The 18,208-nt window shown below is 65.9% G+C and carries 16 protein-coding genes; 4 read left to right on the forward strand and 12 right to left on the reverse strand.

Features of this window, described 5'->3' with window-relative positions:
- Window positions 1-51 precede the first annotated feature (51 nt).
- Window positions 52-684: a LysE family translocator gene (locus PKKP23_RS12810; RefSeq protein WP_126877165.1), complete on the forward strand. Its 633-nt coding sequence runs from the start codon at window positions 52-54 to the stop codon at window positions 682-684.
- A complete protein-coding gene (locus PKKP23_RS12815) occupies window positions 681-1,166 on the forward strand; it encodes a GNAT family N-acetyltransferase (RefSeq protein WP_126877166.1) in 486 nt (161 codons plus the stop codon). The genes PKKP23_RS12810 and PKKP23_RS12815 overlap by 4 nt, the downstream gene beginning before the upstream one ends.
- Window positions 1,167-1,255: 89 nt before the next feature.
- On the opposite strand, the gene PKKP23_RS12820 is transcribed toward PKKP23_RS12815, so the two are convergent.
- The 11 genes from PKKP23_RS12820 to PKKP23_RS12870 form a co-directional block, all read right to left on the reverse strand.
- Window positions 1,256-1,537: a YodC family protein gene (locus tag PKKP23_RS12820; protein WP_126877167.1), complete on the reverse strand. Its 282-nt coding sequence runs from the start codon at window positions 1,535-1,537 to the stop codon at window positions 1,256-1,258.
- Window positions 1,538-2,056: 519 nt separating this feature from the next.
- Complete coding sequence (locus PKKP23_RS12825) at window positions 2,057-2,998, reverse strand: isocitrate lyase/PEP mutase family protein (RefSeq protein WP_240658975.1); 942 nt, start codon at window positions 2,996-2,998, stop codon at window positions 2,057-2,059.
- 201 nt (window positions 2,999-3,199) lie between these two features.
- Entirely contained in the window at window positions 3,200-3,625 is a 426-nt protein-coding gene (locus PKKP23_RS12830) for an OsmC family protein (protein WP_017775628.1), read from the reverse strand.
- A gap of 225 nt (window positions 3,626-3,850) precedes the next feature.
- A complete protein-coding gene (locus tag PKKP23_RS12835) occupies window positions 3,851-4,405 on the reverse strand; it encodes a carboxymuconolactone decarboxylase family protein (protein WP_126877168.1) in 555 nt (184 codons plus the stop codon).
- Between the two features lie 143 nt (window positions 4,406-4,548).
- A complete protein-coding gene (locus PKKP23_RS12840; RefSeq protein WP_126877169.1) occupies window positions 4,549-5,898 on the reverse strand; it encodes an aspartate aminotransferase family protein in 1,350 nt (449 codons plus the stop codon).
- Between the two features lie 235 nt (window positions 5,899-6,133).
- Window positions 6,134-6,994, reverse strand: a complete 861-nt coding sequence (locus PKKP23_RS12845) for a MurR/RpiR family transcriptional regulator (RefSeq protein WP_017775625.1) — start codon at window positions 6,992-6,994, stop codon at window positions 6,134-6,136.
- Window positions 6,995-7,118: 124 nt separating this feature from the next.
- Entirely contained in the window at window positions 7,119-9,419 is a 2,301-nt protein-coding gene (locus PKKP23_RS12850; protein WP_017775624.1) for an amylo-alpha-1,6-glucosidase, read from the reverse strand.
- A 130-nt stretch (window positions 9,420-9,549) separates the two neighbouring features.
- Window positions 9,550-10,851, reverse strand: coding sequence for a citrate synthase (gene gltA, locus PKKP23_RS12855; RefSeq protein ID WP_017775623.1), 1,302 nt, complete (start codon window positions 10,849-10,851; stop codon window positions 9,550-9,552).
- Window positions 10,852-11,062: 211 nt separating this feature from the next.
- Window positions 11,063-11,869, reverse strand: coding sequence for an alpha/beta fold hydrolase (locus tag PKKP23_RS12860; protein ID WP_126877170.1), 807 nt, complete (start codon window positions 11,867-11,869; stop codon window positions 11,063-11,065).
- Between the two features lie 259 nt (window positions 11,870-12,128).
- Window positions 12,129-13,175 (reverse strand): rod shape-determining protein, encoded by a 1,047-nt coding sequence (mreB, locus tag PKKP23_RS12865; protein WP_026121626.1) that lies wholly within the window; start codon window positions 13,173-13,175, stop codon window positions 12,129-12,131.
- Between the two features lie 257 nt (window positions 13,176-13,432).
- A complete protein-coding gene (locus PKKP23_RS12870; protein ID WP_126877252.1) occupies window positions 13,433-14,089 on the reverse strand; it encodes an alpha/beta hydrolase in 657 nt (218 codons plus the stop codon).
- Between the two features lie 422 nt (window positions 14,090-14,511).
- Here PKKP23_RS12870 and PKKP23_RS12875 point away from each other — a divergent pair, with 422 nt between their 5' ends.
- A complete protein-coding gene (locus tag PKKP23_RS12875; protein ID WP_126877171.1) occupies window positions 14,512-16,113 on the forward strand; it encodes a DHA2 family efflux MFS transporter permease subunit in 1,602 nt (533 codons plus the stop codon).
- A gap of 81 nt (window positions 16,114-16,194) precedes the next feature.
- Here PKKP23_RS12875 and PKKP23_RS12880 read toward each other — a convergent pair whose 3' ends face one another.
- Complete coding sequence (locus PKKP23_RS12880; protein WP_126877172.1) at window positions 16,195-16,983, reverse strand: AraC family transcriptional regulator; 789 nt, start codon at window positions 16,981-16,983, stop codon at window positions 16,195-16,197.
- A gap of 259 nt (window positions 16,984-17,242) precedes the next feature.
- On the opposite strand from PKKP23_RS12880, the gene PKKP23_RS12885 reads away from it, so the two are divergent.
- Entirely contained in the window at window positions 17,243-18,157 is a 915-nt protein-coding gene (locus PKKP23_RS12885) for a glutaminase (protein WP_017775615.1), read from the forward strand.
- Window positions 18,158-18,208: the final 51 nt, after the last annotated feature.

The following is an 18,208-nucleotide window of genomic DNA, read 5'->3' on the forward strand; positions in this document are numbered from 1 at the left end:
GCGCCCTCCGCGGAACCCGCCCCTCACCACCTCACCCGACAGGAGCCCGCAGTGCCGCAAACCACCCACCTGCTCGCTTTCGCCGCCGTCGCCCTCGGCATGGCGCTCACGCCCGGACCCAACATGGTCTACCTGATCTCGCGCTCCATCTGCCAGGGGCGCACGGCAGGGCTGATTTCGCTCGGCGGCGTGGCGCTCGGCTTCGTGTTCTATATGTTGTGCGCCGCGTTCGGCATCACCGCGCTGCTGCTCGCCGTGCCGTTCGCCTACGATGCGCTGCGCTTCGGCGGCGCGCTGTATCTGCTGTGGCTTGCGTGGCAGGCCTTGCGTCCGGGCGGCCGTTCGCCGTTTCAGGTGCGCGAGCTGCCCGCGGACAGCTCGCGCAAGCTCTTCGCGATGGGCTTCGTCACCAACCTGCTGAACCCGAAAATCGCGGTGCTCTATCTCTCGCTGCTACCGCAGTTCATCGATCCCGTGCACGGCAGCGTGCTCGAGCAGTCGCTCGCACTCGGGGCCGTGCAGATTGCGCTTAGCATTTCGGTGAACGGAATCGTGGCCATGACGGCCGGTTCGATCGCCGCGTTCCTGGCCGGCCGGCCGGCGTGGCTCGCGCTTCAGCGCTGGCTGATGGGCACGGTGTTGATCGGCCTCGCCGCCCGCATGGCAACGGAAGCGCAGAAATGACGCGGGACGCGGCTGTAGACGCGGCTGCGTTGCCCATCCGCCCGCTCACACCGGACGACCTCGACCTCGTGTGCCATCACCGGCACGCGATGTTCCTCGAGGCAGGCAAAGACCCCGAGGACCTCGCGCGCATGACGCCGGCGTTTCGCGCGTGGCTCGCCCCGCGTCTCAACGACGGTTCGTACTTCGGGTTCGTGGCGATGGACGGCGAGCGGCCCGTTGCCGGGATCGGCCTGATGGAAATAGCGTGGCCGCCCCACCCGCTGCATCCGGACCAGGACCGGCGCGGTTACGTGCTGAACGTCTATGTGGAACCGGCGTACCGGCAGCGCGGACTGGCGCACGCGTTGATGAAGTGGGCCGACAACGCCTTCAGCGCGCGCGGTCTTCACTATGCGGTGCTGCACGCTACCGACATGGGGCGGCCACTGTATGAACGGCTGGGTTGGTCGCAGACCACTGAAATGGCGAAGGCGGTCTAGAGCGGGCGCGACGGCTGAGGCGTTGGCACGAGACAGCGCAAGACAGCGCGCGACGGTTCGTCGGCCGCCGCGCTGCCTCGCCACGTATGTCAGATGCGCCCGACGGTGGCGATGCCGAAATACTGATGCATCTGCACCGAGCCGGGCGGAATGGACCGCGGCTCGAGCCGCACACGGTCCTGCGCAAACATGTCCTGCCGCAGCTCGCCCTGCTCGTCGAACCATTGGCACACGAGCCAGTCCCCGTTCGCAAATCCCACCGGTCCCACGTAGGTCACCGTCATGCGCGGCCCGCCCGATCTGAGCGCGACGACGTCACCGATGCCGATGTTCTGCTCCTGCTGCATGTCGATCAGGGTTGCGCTGGACATGAGGATCCCCAATGGAAAACCGTGACTTGAAGCCCGTGGCGGGGTGGCATGGCGAATTGCCTTGCGCCTTTTTCGCTTTTCTTCGCGCCGACTGGCACGAAGCGTTAAAAGGCCAGCCAAGATTAACAATGCCAATAACCGTCTGCAAGCGATTTTTATAAATTCGATTTACAGGCAGATGAATATACCTGGGGAAATCCTGGGTGCGGGCAAAAACGCGCCAAGCCGCGCGCCGCCCCGCGCGACATGGCGCCGCAGCGGGCCTTGCGGCGGCAGGTCTTACGTATTCTCGAACGAACGTCCGTAAAACATGCCGAAGTGCGCACGCTGGCTGCGCACCCGGCATTAATCAACAAATAATCATACTGTTTTCATGATGGCGATTTTGTCAGCAATGGCATTTACGGCGCACTGCACAATATCTCACGTATATCGAAAACGTTTTTCCGGCACTTCTTTAATCGTTATGCATTTATCTGTAAAAGAGCGGTTCACCGGTGAGCAGGGGCATGGCGTATTTCAGCCCGCCGGCGTCTCGCGCGGCGCACGCGAAAGCAGTTCGCTGATTTCGACGTGGCTCACGGCGTCCGCTGCGTAGGTAAAGGTGCCGCGGTCGTGCATCTCGCGCGCGGCGCGCAGGAACGCCCCGTATGCGGCGCGCGCGAGCGACCCGCCCACGCTGATCCGTTTCACCCCCAGCGCCTCCAGTTCGGCGACGCTCAGCACGGCGCCCTGCAATCCCATCAACACGTTGACGGGCCGCGTAAGCGCGCTCACCACGGCCGCAATGTCCTCGCGCGAGCGCAGGCCTGGCGCGTAGAGCACGTCGGCGCCGGCCTCCTCGTAAGCCTGAAGGCGGCGAATCGTGTCGCGCAGGTCGTCGCGGCCGTGCAGGTGATTTTCGGCGCGCGCGGTCAAGGTGAACGGAAACGGCAATGCACGTGCCGCCTTCACGGCCGCACGCACACGCTCCACGGCCAGTTCGAACGGATAGATGGGATCGTCGGCACGGCCGGTGGCGTCTTCGATCGAGCCGCCCACCACACCCGCCCCGGCGGCGAGGCGTATGGTCTGCGCCGCAGTTTCGGGCGCGTCGCCGAAACCGTTCTCGAGATCGGCGCTCACGGGCAGGTCGGTGGCCGCGGCGATTTCTGCGAGGTGCACGAGCATTTGTTCGCGGCCCACCGCGCTGTCGGGCACGCCGCGCGAGAACGCATAGCCGGCGCTGCTGGTGGCGAGCGCCTTGAAGCCTGTCGCGGCCAGCAGCCGCGCCGAGCCGATGTCCCAGGGGTTAGGAATCACGAATGCGCCCGGCGCTTCGTGCAAGGCGCGCAAGCGCCGGGCCTTTGCCGCCTGGGTTTCCGCCTGGGTTTCCGCCTGGCTGATGGGGTCATGGGCCAACGGGCCAGTGGCACCACCTGCGGCCCCCTCTCCCGAAGGTCGGGTTGCTTCGGTCGTCATGATGGTTGTTGTCCTTGTAAAGTGAGTGTCAGAGAGAGCGCCGCCGGCGCGCCTGCGGTTACGCAACGGCTGCACGGCTGCATGGCCGCGATGGTGGCAATGCAGTGGCGATACGGCGGCAAATGAGGTAGCAATGAGGCGGCAAATGGGGCGGAAAGTGGGGCGGAACCGCGGAGCGCACGTTCTGCCCGATGGGCTCGCTCAACTTTCCAGTTTCGCGTCCATCGTGATGGTGGCGTTCAGCACTTTCGAGACCGGGCACCCCGCCTTTGCATCGGCCGTGGCCTTGTCGAATGCAGCCTTGTCGCCGCCCGGAATCTTCACGGTCACGTCGAGGTGCACGGCGGTAATGGCGAAGCCTGCCCCCGCCTTGTCGAGCGTGACGGTCGCGGTGGTCCCGATGCGCTCCGGCTTGATGCCGGCCTTGCCGAGTTCGGCGGACAACGCCATCGAAAAGCAGCCGGCGTGCGCTGCCGCAATCAGTTCCTCGGGATTGGTGCCGATGCCGTTTTCGAAGCGCGTCGAAAACGAATACTGGGTGTCCTCGAGGACGCCGCTATCGGTGGAAATGGAGCCCTTGCCGTCCTGCAGGCCGCCTTGCCAGACTGCCGATGCCTTGCGCTTCATCGCACTCTCCAGTGTGTGCCGCGCCGGCGGGGCCCGTCTCGCGCAAGCGATGCCCGCCGCAACGGTCGCGCCCTGGGGGAGTGGCGCAGGCATCGATCGCAGGCACACACGCCGGCGAGCGTGGGCGCGAACCGGACTTCATCATAGGCGGTTCTTCCCGATGCTGTGTTTTCGGCGCCCGCTGCAGAATCTTTCCGGTCGGTCCGGCCCCGCCGTGAACCTGCACTATTCTTCGAACGGCAACGTGTCCTGCCCCTGGGCGCGCATCTCGAAGACGTTCAGCGTCATCGCGACCAGCGCGTAGTAGCCAAGCAGGCCGACCAGGTTGATCACCACTTCATGGCCGAAGCGGGCCACGGCCTTCGCGTAGGTGGCATCGGAAACGCGCTTCATGTCGTAGAGTTCCGACGCGAAGGCGTGGATTAATGCATCGTCGGGATCGTCGAATTCGGGGGGGTTGCCCTGGCGCAGTGCCTCGGCGAGCGCCGGCGGCACCCCGGCTTCGAGCGCGATCGGATAGTGGATGTGCCACTCGGCCTGTGCACGCCAGCGTGCCGCCGTCACGAGAATCGCGAGTTCGGAAAGCCGCAGCGGCAGCCCCGTCTGATAACGGCAAAAGGCGCCGAGGCGCTGTGCGTGCTGAGCCAGTGCCGGGCTGTGGATCCAGCCGAGAAACGGGCCGTTGAGATTGCCGCGCGGGCCGGAGAGGATCTCGTCGAGCACGGCGCGCTGCGCGGGCGTTGCGTGCGAGAGATCGAATGGGGGAAGACGTTCGCTCATGAATGGCAGTGCCTTGACTGAAAAGGTTCGCTTCGCCTGAATCACGCGGCCGCATATCGGCACAACATGCCGGCAACATACCGCAGACATACCGCAGATAGAGAGCCGCGCAGACAGCCGCTCGCAGCATCATGCACTGCCGTTCAGCAAGTTCCGGTCGCGACGCCGCTCTTTCGCAACGCGGCTTCGATCGCTTCGGCGAGGCGTTCGACGATCGTGTCGATGTCAGTGGCCGTGCAGATGAACGGCGGCGCCAGCAGCACATGGTCGCCGAACCTGCCATCCACCGTGCCGCCCATGGGATACACCATCAGACCGCGCGAAAATGCCTCGCGCTTGATCGCGGCATGCAGTTTGAGTGCAGGATCGAACGGCGCTTTCGATGCACGATCGTGCACCAGTTCGACACCCACGAAGAGCCCGCGGCCCCGCACGTCGCCGACATACGGATGCCGCGCGTAACGTTCGAGCAAGCGGCCGCGCAGTTGCTCTCCCCTCGCCTGCACGTTGTCGAGCAGGCGATCCTCCGCGACTACGCGCTGCACTTCCAGTGCCGCCGCGCAGGCGGTGGCATGACCGATGTAGGTGTGGCCGTGCTGAAAATAGCCGGTACCGCCCACGATGGTTTCGTAGATGCGCTCGCTCACGAGCGTCGCGCCGATCGGCTGATAACCCGCGCCCAGCCCCTTCGCGATGGTGAGCAGGTCCGGCGTGACGCCGTCCTCCTCGCACGCGAACAGATGGCCGGTGCGGCCCATGCCGCACATGATCTCGTCGAGAATCAGCAGCACACCGTAGCGGTCACAGACGGCGCGGATCTTCCGGAAATAGTCGCGCACCGGCGGCACGGCACCCGCTGTGGCGCCCACCACTGTTTCGGCGACGAAGGCCGCCACCGTGTCGGGACCGAGTTCGAGGATCTTCTGCTCGAGTTCGTCGGCAAGACGCTGTGCGTAGGCGTCGTCGGTTTCTCCGTCGCGCCGCTCTCGGTACGCGAAGCACGGGCTCACATGGTGGGACTCGATCAGTAGCGGCAGGAACGGCTCGCGCCGCCAGGCGTTGCCCCCAATCGCAAGCGCGCCCAGCGTGTTGCCGTGATAGCTCTGACGCCGCGCAATGAAGTGGCGGCGCGCCGGCTCGCCGCGTTCCACGAAGTACTGGCGCGCGAGCTTGAGCGCGGCTTCGATGGCCTCGGAGCCGCCCGAAACGAAATACACATGGCGAAGCCCTTGCGGCGCGGCGGCGGCAAGCCGGTCAGCAAGCGCCTCGGCAGCTTCGTTCGTGAAGAACGAGGTATGCGCATAAGGCAGTTGCCGCGCCTGCTGCGCAATCGCCTCGATCACACGCGGATGGCTATGGCCGAGGCATGAAACGGCCGCGCCGCCGCTTGCATCGATATAGCGCTTGCCCGTCGAATCGATGATCTCGATACCCTCGCCGGCTACGGCGACGGGCAGCGGCTGCTTCGGCATGCGGTGAAAGACGGTAGACATGCGGCTCCTCCGTTGCATTGCCGCACTGTATCACAACATTTGTTGTCAAATGAGATCGAAGCGGCAACACAGGCAAACGCGCGTACGCTCAAACACGACCGAATCTGCGAACCAGGGAGCAAGAACAGCGCCCGGATGCGGCCATACCGCGCGCGCAAAGCCGCAGGAAAGTGCTTATGAAGAGACGAAGCGTGAAGGACGAAGCAAGCGGGACGGAACGTCGAAACGCCGCCTGTCAGGGCACGTAGTCGCCTTTCGCGTGCAACGAACGCTCCGCCTGCTCGAGCTGCTCGACAGCACCCGCGCCTTCCAGCGCGAGCAGATGCGCCACGAGCGACTCGGCAATCGCGGTGGCCGCGACGAGCGACGGGAAGAACGACGGGCTCTCATGCGAGAAGATCAGCAACTTGTCGGCGTTGAGTGCGATGGGCGACACCGCGCTGTCGGTAATCGCAACCAGCTTGCTGCCCTTTTCGAGCGCGGTTTCGGCCACGCGCACCGCTTCCACCGAATACGGCGCGAAGCTGATCACAACCGTCGCGCTGTCGCGATCGATGGCTCGCAGCTGCATGTCGAGCGTGCCCGCTTCGCCTGTGAGCAACGAAACGGACGAACGGAAAAACCGGTAGCCATAAACGAGCCCGAAGGCCACCGCATAGCACGACCGGTAACCGGCCACGTGCACGTGGCGCGCGCGACGCAAAATGCGCGCGGCCTCGATCAAGGTGCGTTCGTTCTGCGCGGCCGTTACATCGAGATTGTGCTGCTGCGCGACGAGCAGATCGTGTGCGAGCGACTGTTTGGCGTTGCCCGCAACGAGCGAGCGGGCGCGATTCGTGAGCGGCTCGGGCCGCGTGCGCACGCGCGCCACGAAGAGTTCGCGCATTTCGTTCCAGCCGGGAAAGCCGAGTTGCTGCGCAAGCCGCACGAGCGACGCCGGCTGCACCTGGGCGCGATCGGCCACCTTGCGCATCGAGAGCACGGCCACTTCGTCGGGATGATCGAGCAGAAACGCCGCGCCCGTCTGGAATTGCGGGCTCAGCCCGGCAAAGCGGGCACGAATCAGAACGGCGAGCTGGTCGAAGGTATCGGGCATGCGGCGACAGCGAAGTGGCGGCGGCAACGAATGGTATCACCGGGGCATCGGGCGACATGCAAGACTCCGTGCGTGAGCGGCCTTGAGTTGCGCCGCCCACGTTCACCGGAATGCGAACGTGCCCCTACAGCACCGCGACAACCTTCACGTCGCCCTTGTCCGCCGATGCCACGACCTTGCCGTCCATACGCCGGAACACGATGGAGACCGAGCCCTCGCCCACCTGCAGGTCGCCGACTTCGATCCAGTCGATGCCCTCGGGCAGCATGGGCTGCTCGATGCGCACCTCGCGGCTCGCGGCGTCGATCGTGATGCCGAGGCACGCTTCAAGCATCATGAACGGCGAGCCGGCCGCCCACGCCTGCGGCAGACACGCGACGGGATAAGCCGTAGGCGGTTCGCCGCGGCGGCGCGGGAAGCCACAGAAAAGCTCGGGCAGACGCATGTCGAAGGTCACGGCCGCTTCGAACAGCGCCTGCAGCAGCCGCACGGCCACGGCCTTGCCGCCGTAGCGCACGAGACCGCGCGCACAGAGCGCGTTGTCGTGCGGCCACACGGACCCGTTGTGATACGCCATCGGATTGAAGCGCGGCTGGCCCGCCGCCAGCGTGCGTACGCCCCAGCCCGTGTGGAACAGCGCGGAGTCGAGCGCGTCCACCACCTGCTTGCCGCGCTCCGGCGCAGGCAAGCCGAACGCGAGCAAATGCCCGGCATTCGATGCGAGCACACGACACAGTTCGCCGTGGCCATCCAGCGCGATGCCGTAGAAGCCCGATTCGGGCATCCAGTAGCGTTCCTCCACGCACGCGCGAATCTTCGCGGCGCGTGCGGCCCAGGCGGCGGCGTCCTTACCGAGGCCGCGCAGGGCCGAGAAATGCGCCATCGTGTCGAATGCCGCAGCCGCGTAGGCCTGCACCTCGACGAGCGCGATTGGGCCTTCGGGAAAGCGGCCGTCCGCGTGGAAGACCGAATCGTGGCTGTCCTTCCAGCCCTGGTTCGCAAGGCCCCCTTCGGACTCGCGCTGATAATCGAGCAGCCCGAAACGATTGCGATCGCATACGCCGGCCACCCAGTTCGCGGCGCGTTCCAGCGCGGGCCACAGTTCGTCGATGAGCGCGAGGTCGTGGGTGCGTGCCGCGTAGGCGCCCGCCAGCACGATGAAGAGCGGCGTGGTGTCCACACCGCCGTAGTACTGCGCGAACGGCACTTCGCCCGTGGCCGCCATCTCGCTCTTGCGCATCTCATGGATGATCTTGCCGACCGCTGCGTCACGGAACGGCGAGTTCTCGCGCGCCTGGTGCTCGGCCTGAAAGCGCAACACGCCGCGCGCAAGCGCCGGCTGCATCCAGAGGCTCTGCAGCGCCGTGATGACGGCATCGCGGCCAAACGGAGTGGAGAACCACGGAATGCCCGCGTACGGATACGGACCGCTTGCCAGATCGGTCGTGAGGAGACCCAGGTCGGCAAGCGAACGCTCGATCCACCCGTTGAAGAGCGGATTGCTGGAACGCACGCGCGCCGTCGTGCGCCTGCGCTCGCGCATGACGAGGTGGGCATCCACCATCGCCGCACGCACGGCGGCCCGGCCCACACGCGGGCGCGCCGCGTCGATCTGCGAGAGGTGCGCCTCGCTCACGAGATGCGCGGGCTGCACCGGTCCCGCGCTCGGCGTGTCGCGCGGTGCGTCGGGCAGCGCCTCCACGTGCACCGAAACCGACAGATAGACCGATACGCACGCCTGCGCCGGCAGCCGCACGGAATAATCGGCGCGGTCGCCGAACAGCTTGTCGGGCGCGGGCGAAAACGCGATGCGCACACGCCGTGCCACACGGTCGAGCCCGATATAGTCGAGCCGCACTTCGTCGTTCTCGATGCGTGCGGGCTCGATACTGCCGCGCTTCTCGCGTTTCAGGCCGCGCACTTCGAACATGTCGCGAAAGTCGCTCGCGAACGAGATGGAAAGCGGCACGACAGCGTCGCTCGTGCCGTAGTTGGTGAGTTCGATCGCCTCGTTGAGCACGGTGCCCGAGAGCACGCGCACACGCTGAACGTGGATTACGCCTTCGGGGGTGCTGCTGCCGCCGAGCGGTGGCAGCGGCCGGTTGGTGAGATGCGCGGTGAACGCCGTGTTGTCGTTGCTGACGCTGCCTGAGAGCAGCGACGGCGCGCGCCCGCCGAAGGTGAGCCTCAGCGACGAGAGCACGCGCGTGTCGTTGACGAAGAGACCGTCGTCGTGGCCCGTGATGTCACCCAGCGAGTCGTTGACGATAAACGTGTCGCCGGACTTCAGCACGTGCTGGGTCATGCTGGCGACATGCGCGGCCTCTGTCGGGATGAACGCGCCGTCTGCATCGTGCTGGGGAGACGGGGCGTGGTCCACGCCCCCTGCGTGCGTTACACCGCCGAGTGCTTCTGGATCCTGCATTGCATCGCTCCTGTGCCGTGTCTGCCGAATGCATCGCGTGCGCCGCGTTTAGCCGACGCACGCCGCCGATTGTAGAGGCTTCGAGCAGAGGGAGCGATTTTGGTTCAGAGCAATGCGGTGACGGCCTCGATTACCGCTTCGCGATCGGCTTCGCCTCGCGCGGCGTGGCGCCGATGAACAGCTGGCGCGGACGGCCGATCTTCTGCTCAGGGTCGGCGATCATTTCGTTCCACTGCGCGATCCAGCCCACCGTGCGTGCCATCGCGAAGATGCAGGTGAACATCGAGGTCGGAATGCCCAGCGCGCGCTGCACGATGCCCGAGTAGAAGTCCACGTTCGGGTACAGCTTGCGCGACACGAAGTATTCGTCTTCCAGCGCGATCTTTTCGAGCTGCATCGCGAGCTTGAAGAGCGGGTCGTCGTGCAGGCCCAGTTCTTCCAGCACTTCGTGGCACGTCTCGCGCATCAGCTTCGCGCGCGGGTCGTAGTTCTTGTAGACGCGGTGGCCAAAGCCCATCAGCTTCACGCCCGAGTTCTTGTCCTTCACCTGGCGGATGAATTCGGGAATGTTGTCCGGCGAGCCGATCTCTTCGAGCATGTTGAGCGCCGCTTCGTTGGCGCCGCCGTGTGCCGGGCCCCAGAGACACGCGATACCGGCCGCGATACACGCAAACGGGTTCGCGCCCGACGAGCCCGCGAGACGCACCGTCGAGGTCGATGCGTTCTGCTCGTGGTCCGCGTGCAGAATGAGGATGCGGTCGAGCGCGCGCACCAGCACGTCGTTGACCTTGTACTCCTCGCACGGGTTCGAGAACATCATGCGCATGAAGTTCGCGCTGTACGAGAGGTCATCGCGCGGATACACGAACGGTTGACCGATGCTGTACTTGTACGCCATCGCCACCAGCGTGGGCAGCTTGGCGATCATGCGGATCGCCGACACGTCGCGATGACGCGGGTTATTGATGTCGAGCGAGTCGTGGTAGAAGGCCGAGAGTGCGCCCACCGCGGCCACGAGAATCGACATCGGGTGCGCGTCGCGACGGAAGCCGCGGAAAAAGAGATGCATCTGCTCGTGGACCATCGTGTGGCTCGTGACGGTCTTCACGAACTCGTCCTTCTGGGCCTGGTTGGGCAATTCGCCCTTGAGCAGCAGGTAGCAGGTTTCGAGGAAGTCGGCGTTTTGCGCGAGGTTGTCGATCGGGTAGCCGCGGTACAGCAGTTCGCCCTTGTCCCCGTCGATGTACGTGATCGCCGAATTGCACGCCGCCGTCGACATGAAGCCCGGGTCGTACGTGAATTTGCCGGTCTGGCCGTACAGTTTGCGGATGTCGATGACGTCCGGGCCCAACGTGCCCTTGTAGACGGGCAGCTCGATGGTCTGGTCGCTATCGGAAAAGCGCAGCGTGGCGTGCGTGTTCGATTCGTTCATCTTCGGAGTCCTTTTTTGCCGGGGCATGAAAGACGCGGTGTGCCGTCGCGCGGGTTGCGGCGACCTGTCGCGGCTCTGGCCTCGCATTCTAAGGCGAGGAACTGGCCAAATTGATGCTGTGCAACACAACAAACCGTCTCGGGACTCGCAATACTCGAAGCAAGCAGACTGTAAGCGTCTTGCGCCTTGAAGACGAAGCGCGCATCAGCGCTCACATGCCGTGCTCTGGCACCCTCGCCTTCACGCCTGCGATGAACGTATCGACGTAGCGATTGAACGCCGCGGGATGCGCGAGGTTCATGCCGTGTGACGCGCCCTGCACTGTTTCGCGCCGTGCATCGGGCAGCCACGCGTCGAGCGCGCTGGCGGTACGCCGAAACATGTCCGGGCTTTTTTCGCCGTCGATCAGCAGGACGGGGCAACGCACGTCGGCAGCGTCCGCTGGCGTATAGGCCGGCAGCGGATCGCGAAACTGGCGGGCGAGCGTGTGCGCGTTGTCGGTGGCCATGGTGCGGAACGTCGTGGTGCTTTTGGCCCAGAAGCCCGGGCGGCTCACCGAATCGACGAACAGTTGGAGCCCGGCGTCGACGTGACCGTCCTCGATCAGTTGCGCCGCGCGGGCCCGCAACGCATTCACCGTTTCCGGCAATTGCGCGGGCGGGCGGCCCTCGATCTGCAACGGACCGCCGGGGTCCGCGAGCGTCAGCGTGCGTACGTGCTGCGGATGCCGCCGTGCGAAATGGAACGACACGCAGCCGCCGCGCGAATGGCCCACCACGTGCGCGGGGCCAGCACCGAGGCGCTCCACGAACGCCGCAAGTTCGTCCGCGTGGCGGCTCCAGCTGAAGGGCACGGCGCTCTGCCGGTCGGCGTCGGGCCAGTAATGCGTGAGACTCACGGCCACGCAGCGATAGCGGGCGGCAAGGCCATCGAGTTGCGGTTGCCAGTAGCGGTAGTCGCACAGCGAACCGTGCACGAAGAGCAGCAGTTCGCCCCTGCCGGCCTCGACGTAGGGCATGCGTAAGCCGTTGGCGAGCGCAATGAAGGACGGGACGAAAGCCGCGCGAGCGGAATCGGCTCGAACGGAGTGAGCCAGAGCAAAAGCGGGACGTTGATTCACAGACAAGAGAACGCGCCGCAGCGGGATCGAAACATCCGCTGAAAATGGGCGCAGAGACAATGAAGGAACGGCGGATTGTCCCACGGCAACGCTTTGCGCGTGCGACGCGGCTTTCCTCATACCGTGCGGGCGTGCCGGCTGCTCGCGCCTGTAGCGCTTATTCGAACGCGTACTCGTCCAGCACCTGCCCGGCCGCGCCTGCACCGCGCACGGCGCAGGTCAGCGGCTCGTCGGCGATGCGCACCGCCACGCCGAGTTCCGCCGCAAGGCACCGGTCCAGGTTCGCGAGCAGCGCGCCGCCGCCCGTGAGCACGATGCCCGTGCTCGCGATGTCGGTGACCAGTTCGGGCGGCGCGTTTTCGAGTGCGTCTTTCACCGCGCCGATCACCTGCTTGAGCGGCGACACGATTGCGTCGGCCACATCGTGATTGCTGAGTTCAACGGTGCGCGGCAGGCCGTCGTCGAGGCTGCGGCCGGTCGCGTTCATGCGTTGCCGCGGCACGTCGCGCATCGCCGAACCGATGGTCTTCTTCACGTGCTCCGCCGTGGGCTCGCCGAGCAGCACGCCGAACAGGTTGCGCACGTAGCTCACGATCGCCTGGTCGAACTGGTCGCCGCCCACGCGAATCGAGCCGCTGTAGGCAAGGCCGCCCAGCGCCACGACGCCCACCTCGGTCGTGCCGCCGCCAATGTCCACGACCATCGAACCCGTGGCGGACGACACCGGCAGGCCGGCGCCCACCGCGGAAGCCAGCGATTCGCCGATCAGGTTCACCCGCCCCGCTCCAGCGGCCACAGCCGCCTCGCGAATCGCCCGGCGCTCTACATGCGTCGCGCCCGCGGGCACGCAGATGGTGAACGACGCGCGCCGCCCGAACAGCCGGCGCTGCTGGGCCATGTCCACGAACTGACGGATCATGTGCTCGGCCGCGGAGAAATCGGCAATCACGCCGTGGCGCATGGGCCGTACCGTTTCGAGGTTGCCGGGGGTTCGGCCGAGCAGTTGCTTCGCCTCGCTGCCGACAGCCGCCACGCGGGCTTCGCCCGGCGCGGCGTGTTTCTGGAAGCACACCACCGACGGCTGATTGAGCACGACGCCCTCGTCGTGCGTGTAGATGAGCGTGTTCGCCGTGCCGAGATCCACGGCCACGTCGTGGCGGAACAACCGTTTCAGGAAGGAGGGGTGCGGCGTTGTTCTGGCCATGAGTGGGCTCGGCTCGTGTCGTCGACCGCCCCGCCCGGGCGATCGGAATCGTCGCCGCCCTGGCGCGCCGCGCGGTGGCGAACGCCGCGCTACCTCACGCGCCGGACGGTTCCTGCTGGCCATGACGGCCTATTGGAACCGTTAACGGCGCATGCCGCCGCAAACTTTAGCCGCGCCAGAATAATTTGGCATCCCGGAATGTTTCCGCGTATTTCGGCGAGGGCCATGGAGCGAGTCTCCATGCGCACCGCCCTTTGCTAAAGGGCCGAAAAGGCGCGCGCCAATGCGTCGCGACCCAGCACGGCGCCCTGCGACGAAATGGTGTGGCCGACGCCCGGCAACGCATAGGCACCCACGGCGAAGCCGGCGTCGCTGAACGCGTTGGCCGCCCGTTCGAGCTCCGCGATGGGAATGACGCCGTCCTCCACACCGTGCACGAGCGTGAGCGGCGTGCGGCTGTGCGCGGTGATCGGCACGGCGAGCCGCCCGGAGTAGGCCACGACGGCCATGGCGCCCTCATCGTGCGTTGCAGCGTGATAGAGCGACATGATGGACCCTTGCGAAAAGCCTACGAGTGCAAGCTGACCGAAACCCTGCAGCCCCCAATGCGCGAGTTCGGCGCGCAACATGCGTTCGAGTGCAGGCCAGGCGGCGGCGACACGCTCACCGCGACGGGTCTCGTCGATGTCGCGCAGGCTGAACCACTGGCGCCCGCCGAAACCTCCGTCGAACGGCTCGCTGCCGTCGAGCGATGCCCACGCCACGTCCTGCGGCAGCGAGCCGCGCCATGCGTCGGCGAGCGGCACGAGATCCTGCGCGTTGCTGCCCACGCCATGCAGCAGCACGACGAGCGCCCGCGCGGGCGCGTCGGCCGGCGCAAGGCGCCAACCGTGTTCAAACGATTCCCAGCTCATTGCAATCCCCTGCATGTGGTTTTGCGGCATGGTCCAGCGACTCATGCCCGGGCGCGTGCCCAAACGCGAGCATACCGCGCGTTTCAGTGCAGGCGTCCTGTGCAGGCGTCCTGTGCAGGCGCCCATGCCGGCGCCCTGAAATTTGCGGACGGCGACCGCTGCGCACGGCGCCGACGTGCATGTCCGAATGCGGGTAAGCTTGGCCCGATTCGCATCTTTCGCGGCGCCTTGCCGCATTCCGCCGCACGCCGTCGCATGTTCGTTGCGAGCTGGCGTCTTGTGTGAGCGGTTTGCGTCGATATTTCGCGCCAACGTTTCTGCGCGCTGTCGAGGCCGGTGTCTTCCCGTGGCTGCACACCGGCTGATCGGTGTGAGCCGGCCGCCCCGTCGGCACATGCGGCCCGATTTTCCGGAGATATCGCTTGAATCCGCCACGGACTGCGTCTGCTACGCCGGCCGCGCCTTCGCCGGCTTCCGCGCCCGCCGCCGCTGCCCCGCCGCCGCTCGCCGGCGGCCAGCTCGTGCTCGCCACCATCGCCGTTGCGCTTGCCACGTTCATGAACGTGCTCGACACCTCGATCGCCAACGTCGCGATTCCCACTATTTCGGGCGACCTCGGCGTTTCCGTGGACGAAGGCACGTGGGTCATCACGGTATTCGCGGCCTCGAACGCCGTGTCGATTCCGCTCACCGGCTGGCTCACGCAGCGCATCGGCCAGGTGAAGCTGTTCGTGGGCGCCATCCTGATGTTCGTAGTGGCGTCGTGGTTGTGCGGCGTCGCGCCCAGCCTGCCGGTGCTGCTCGCCGCGCGCGTGTTGCAGGGCGCCGTGGCCGGACCGCTGATCCCGCTCTCGCAGGCCATTCTGCTCGGCTCCTGGCCGAAGGAAAAATCCGCGACCGCGCTGGCGCTATGGGCCATGACGGCGACCGTCGGGCCTATCGCGGGGCCCGCGCTGGGCGGCTGGATCACGGACAACTACAGCTGGGCCTGGATCTTCTACATCAACATTCCAGTCGGCATCTTCGCGGCCGCCATCACGTGGTCCATCTATCGCAAGCGCGAATCGGCCACGCGGCAGCCGCCTATCGACGTAGTGGGGCTCGGGCTGCTCATCACCTGGGTGGCCTCGCTGCAGATCATGCTCGACAAGGGCAAGGACCTCGACTGGTTCAACTCGCCGTTCATCGTGGGACTGGGCGTGACGGCGTTGATCGGCTTCGCGTTCTTTCTGGTCTGGGAACTGACGGAGCAGCACCCTATCGTCGACCTGCGGCTCTTTGCGCAGCGCAACTTCCTGGGCGGCACGGTGGCGATTTCCGTCGCGTATGCCGTGTTCTTCGGCAATCTGGTGCTGCTGCCGCAGTGGATGCAGGAATACCTGAACTATCGTTCCGTCGATGCCGGCCTCGTCACCGCGCCGCTCGGCATTTTCGCGGTGATCCTCGCACCGGTGATGGGGCGCGTGCTGCCCCGCTCGGACGCACGCATCATCGCGACGCTCGCGTTCGTGGGGTTCGCCATCGTTTTCTACATGCGCTCGCGTTACGTGATCGAGATCGATACCTGGCACCTCGTGCTGCCCACGCTGCTGCAAGGCATTCCGATGGCCATGTTCTTCGTGCCGCTCACCGCGATCATTCTCGCGGGGCAGCCGCCGAACAAGGTGCCGGCCGCGGCGGGCCTGTCGAACTTCGTGCGCGTATTCTGCGGCGCCATCGGCACCTCCATTTCCACCAACGCCTGGAATAACCGCACCGTGCTGCACCACGTGCGCCTCACCGAGCAGGCAACGGTGGACAACCCGCTCTTTCGCCAGCAGATCGATTCCACGCAGACGCTGCTGCACCTGAGTCAGCCGTCGGCGAATGCACTCTTCGAGTTCACGCTGAACACGCAGGCCGCGATGATGGGGCTGAACGACATCTTCTACGTCTCGGCCATCATCTTCGTGCTGATCATTCCGTTGATCTGGATTACGCGGCCCGCAAAGGGCGGCGGCGGAGATGCAGCCGGAGCGCATTGAAGTGCAGTTCGTCTGCGGTTCGTCGGGGTTCATCGGGTTCGCGATAATCCGGCTGCGGAATGTCGCGTCCAGAGGCGCGCCTTAGCGGAAATATCGTGCAGGCGTTTCGCCGAGTGCATCGCGAAAGACCGCGATGAACGACGACACGTCGTTGTAGCCCACTTCAAGCGCCACGTGGGTCACGCTTGCGCCTGCGCCGAGCTTCTCGAGCGCGACGAGCAGACGCAACTGCTGGCGCCACTGACCAAACGTGAGCCCCGTTTCCCGGACGAAGAGACGCGCCGCTGTACGGGCCGTCACGCCGGCCGCTTCCGCGAGTTCATCGAGCACGCGGGAATCCGCCGGGTTCGTGACCAGCATGTCGGCCACGCGCTGGATGCGTGGGTCGCGCGGCAGGAACAATGAAAGCGGCATGACGGCGAGTTGCGGCACGCGGTCCAGGATGACCTGCACGAGCCGCGCCTGAGCGCCCTCTTCCGTATAGCCCAGGCCGAAGATGGCCGCGGCTCGCAGCAGTTCGTCGGTTAACCGGTCGATGGCCACTACGCAGCCTTGTGCGGGCACGAACGCAACGGGCGGCACGGCCGCGGCGGCCGGTACGAGCAGCGGTTCGCCTTCGGCGTAGAGCGTATGGAGCGCCAGCGGCGCCGTGGACGACAGCCGGTGCAGCACGCCCGGCAGCACCCAGACCGCATGGCCGGGCGGCGCCACCCAGAGCGCGGACTCCGTGCGCACGGTCAACACGCCACTACCCGAGCGAATCAACTGGGCACGCGGCTCCGCACGCCACGGCACTTCGCTGCCTTCATGCCGTTGCTCGAGCACGTAGACGGCGCGCACCGGCGCCGTCGGATCGCGGCTTTCCATCATGCTGTCTGTTTCCCCCGGATCAGGGCGGGAACAAACCAGATTAGCACAGCCTCCACGGGATGAAACCACGCCGCGGAACGCGGCGGCGCCTGCTGCATTGCAGTCCCGATTACAATGCCGTCCCACGTCGTCTGCACTGAACTGCATTGCACTACGCTGCGTCCCTCGTGGGCGCAGGCACTGAAACGCAGGTGCCGAAGCAGCCTGCACCGTCGAGCATCCGACTGACTGTATTCGCCTTCGCCCGTCTCTTGCCCTCATGAACTACACCCCGATCCTCGAGCAGATTCGCCACGACGTGCAGCCCTACCTCGGCACCGGACGCGTGGCCGACTACATTCCCGAACTCGCACGCATATCCGGCGACCGCTTCGGCATGGCGGTCGTGACAATCGACGGTCAGGTGTTCCGCACGGGCGAAGCCGACACACGCTTTTCGATCCAGAGCATCTCGAAACTCTTTGCGTGCACGCTCGCCTTCAAACTGCTCGGCGACGACCTATGGCACCGCGTGGGACGCGAACCGTCGGGCACCGCGTTCAATTCGCTGGTGCAGCTGGAAGCCGAACATGGCAAGCCCCGCAACCCGTTCATCAATGCAGGTGCGCTCGTGGTGACAGACGTCCTGTGCCGCCGCTTCGTGCAGGCGGAAACGGCACTGGTCGAGTTCATCCGGCGGCTCTCGGGCGAACCCGGCATCGACTACGAGGCTCGTGTGGCGGAATCGGAACTGCAGCACGCGCATCGCAATCGCGCGATGGCGCATTTCATGGCGAGCTTCGGCAATATGGAAATGCCCCCGGAAACCGTCGTCGATGCGTACTGCCGCCAGTGCGCGATCTCGATGAACTGCGTGGAGCTGGCACGGGCCGCGCTCTTTCTCGCCAACGGCGGCGTGTCGCCCGCCACCGGCGAACGGGTACTGGACGCCAGTTCGGCCAAACGCCTGTCCGCGCTGATGCTCACCTGCGGGACCTACGACGCGGCCGGCGACTTCGTCTACCGTGTCGGCCTGCCGGCAAAGAGCGGCGTGGGCGGCGGCATTGTCGCGGTTCTGCCCGGCGAGATGGCGGCGTGCGTCTGGTCGCCGGCGCTCGATGCGAACGGCAATTCGCTGGCGGGCGTCCAGTCGCTGGAATGGCTGACCACGCTTACGGGACGGTCTATTTTTTGATGGGTGCGGCGTGAGCGGTCTGCATTGATTGATCCGCTCAATGCAGGCGCG

This window comes from Paraburkholderia kururiensis JCM 10599 = LMG 19447, assembly GCF_003986935.1.
Taxonomy (GTDB): Bacteria; Pseudomonadota; Gammaproteobacteria; order Burkholderiales; family Burkholderiaceae; genus Paraburkholderia; species Paraburkholderia kururiensis.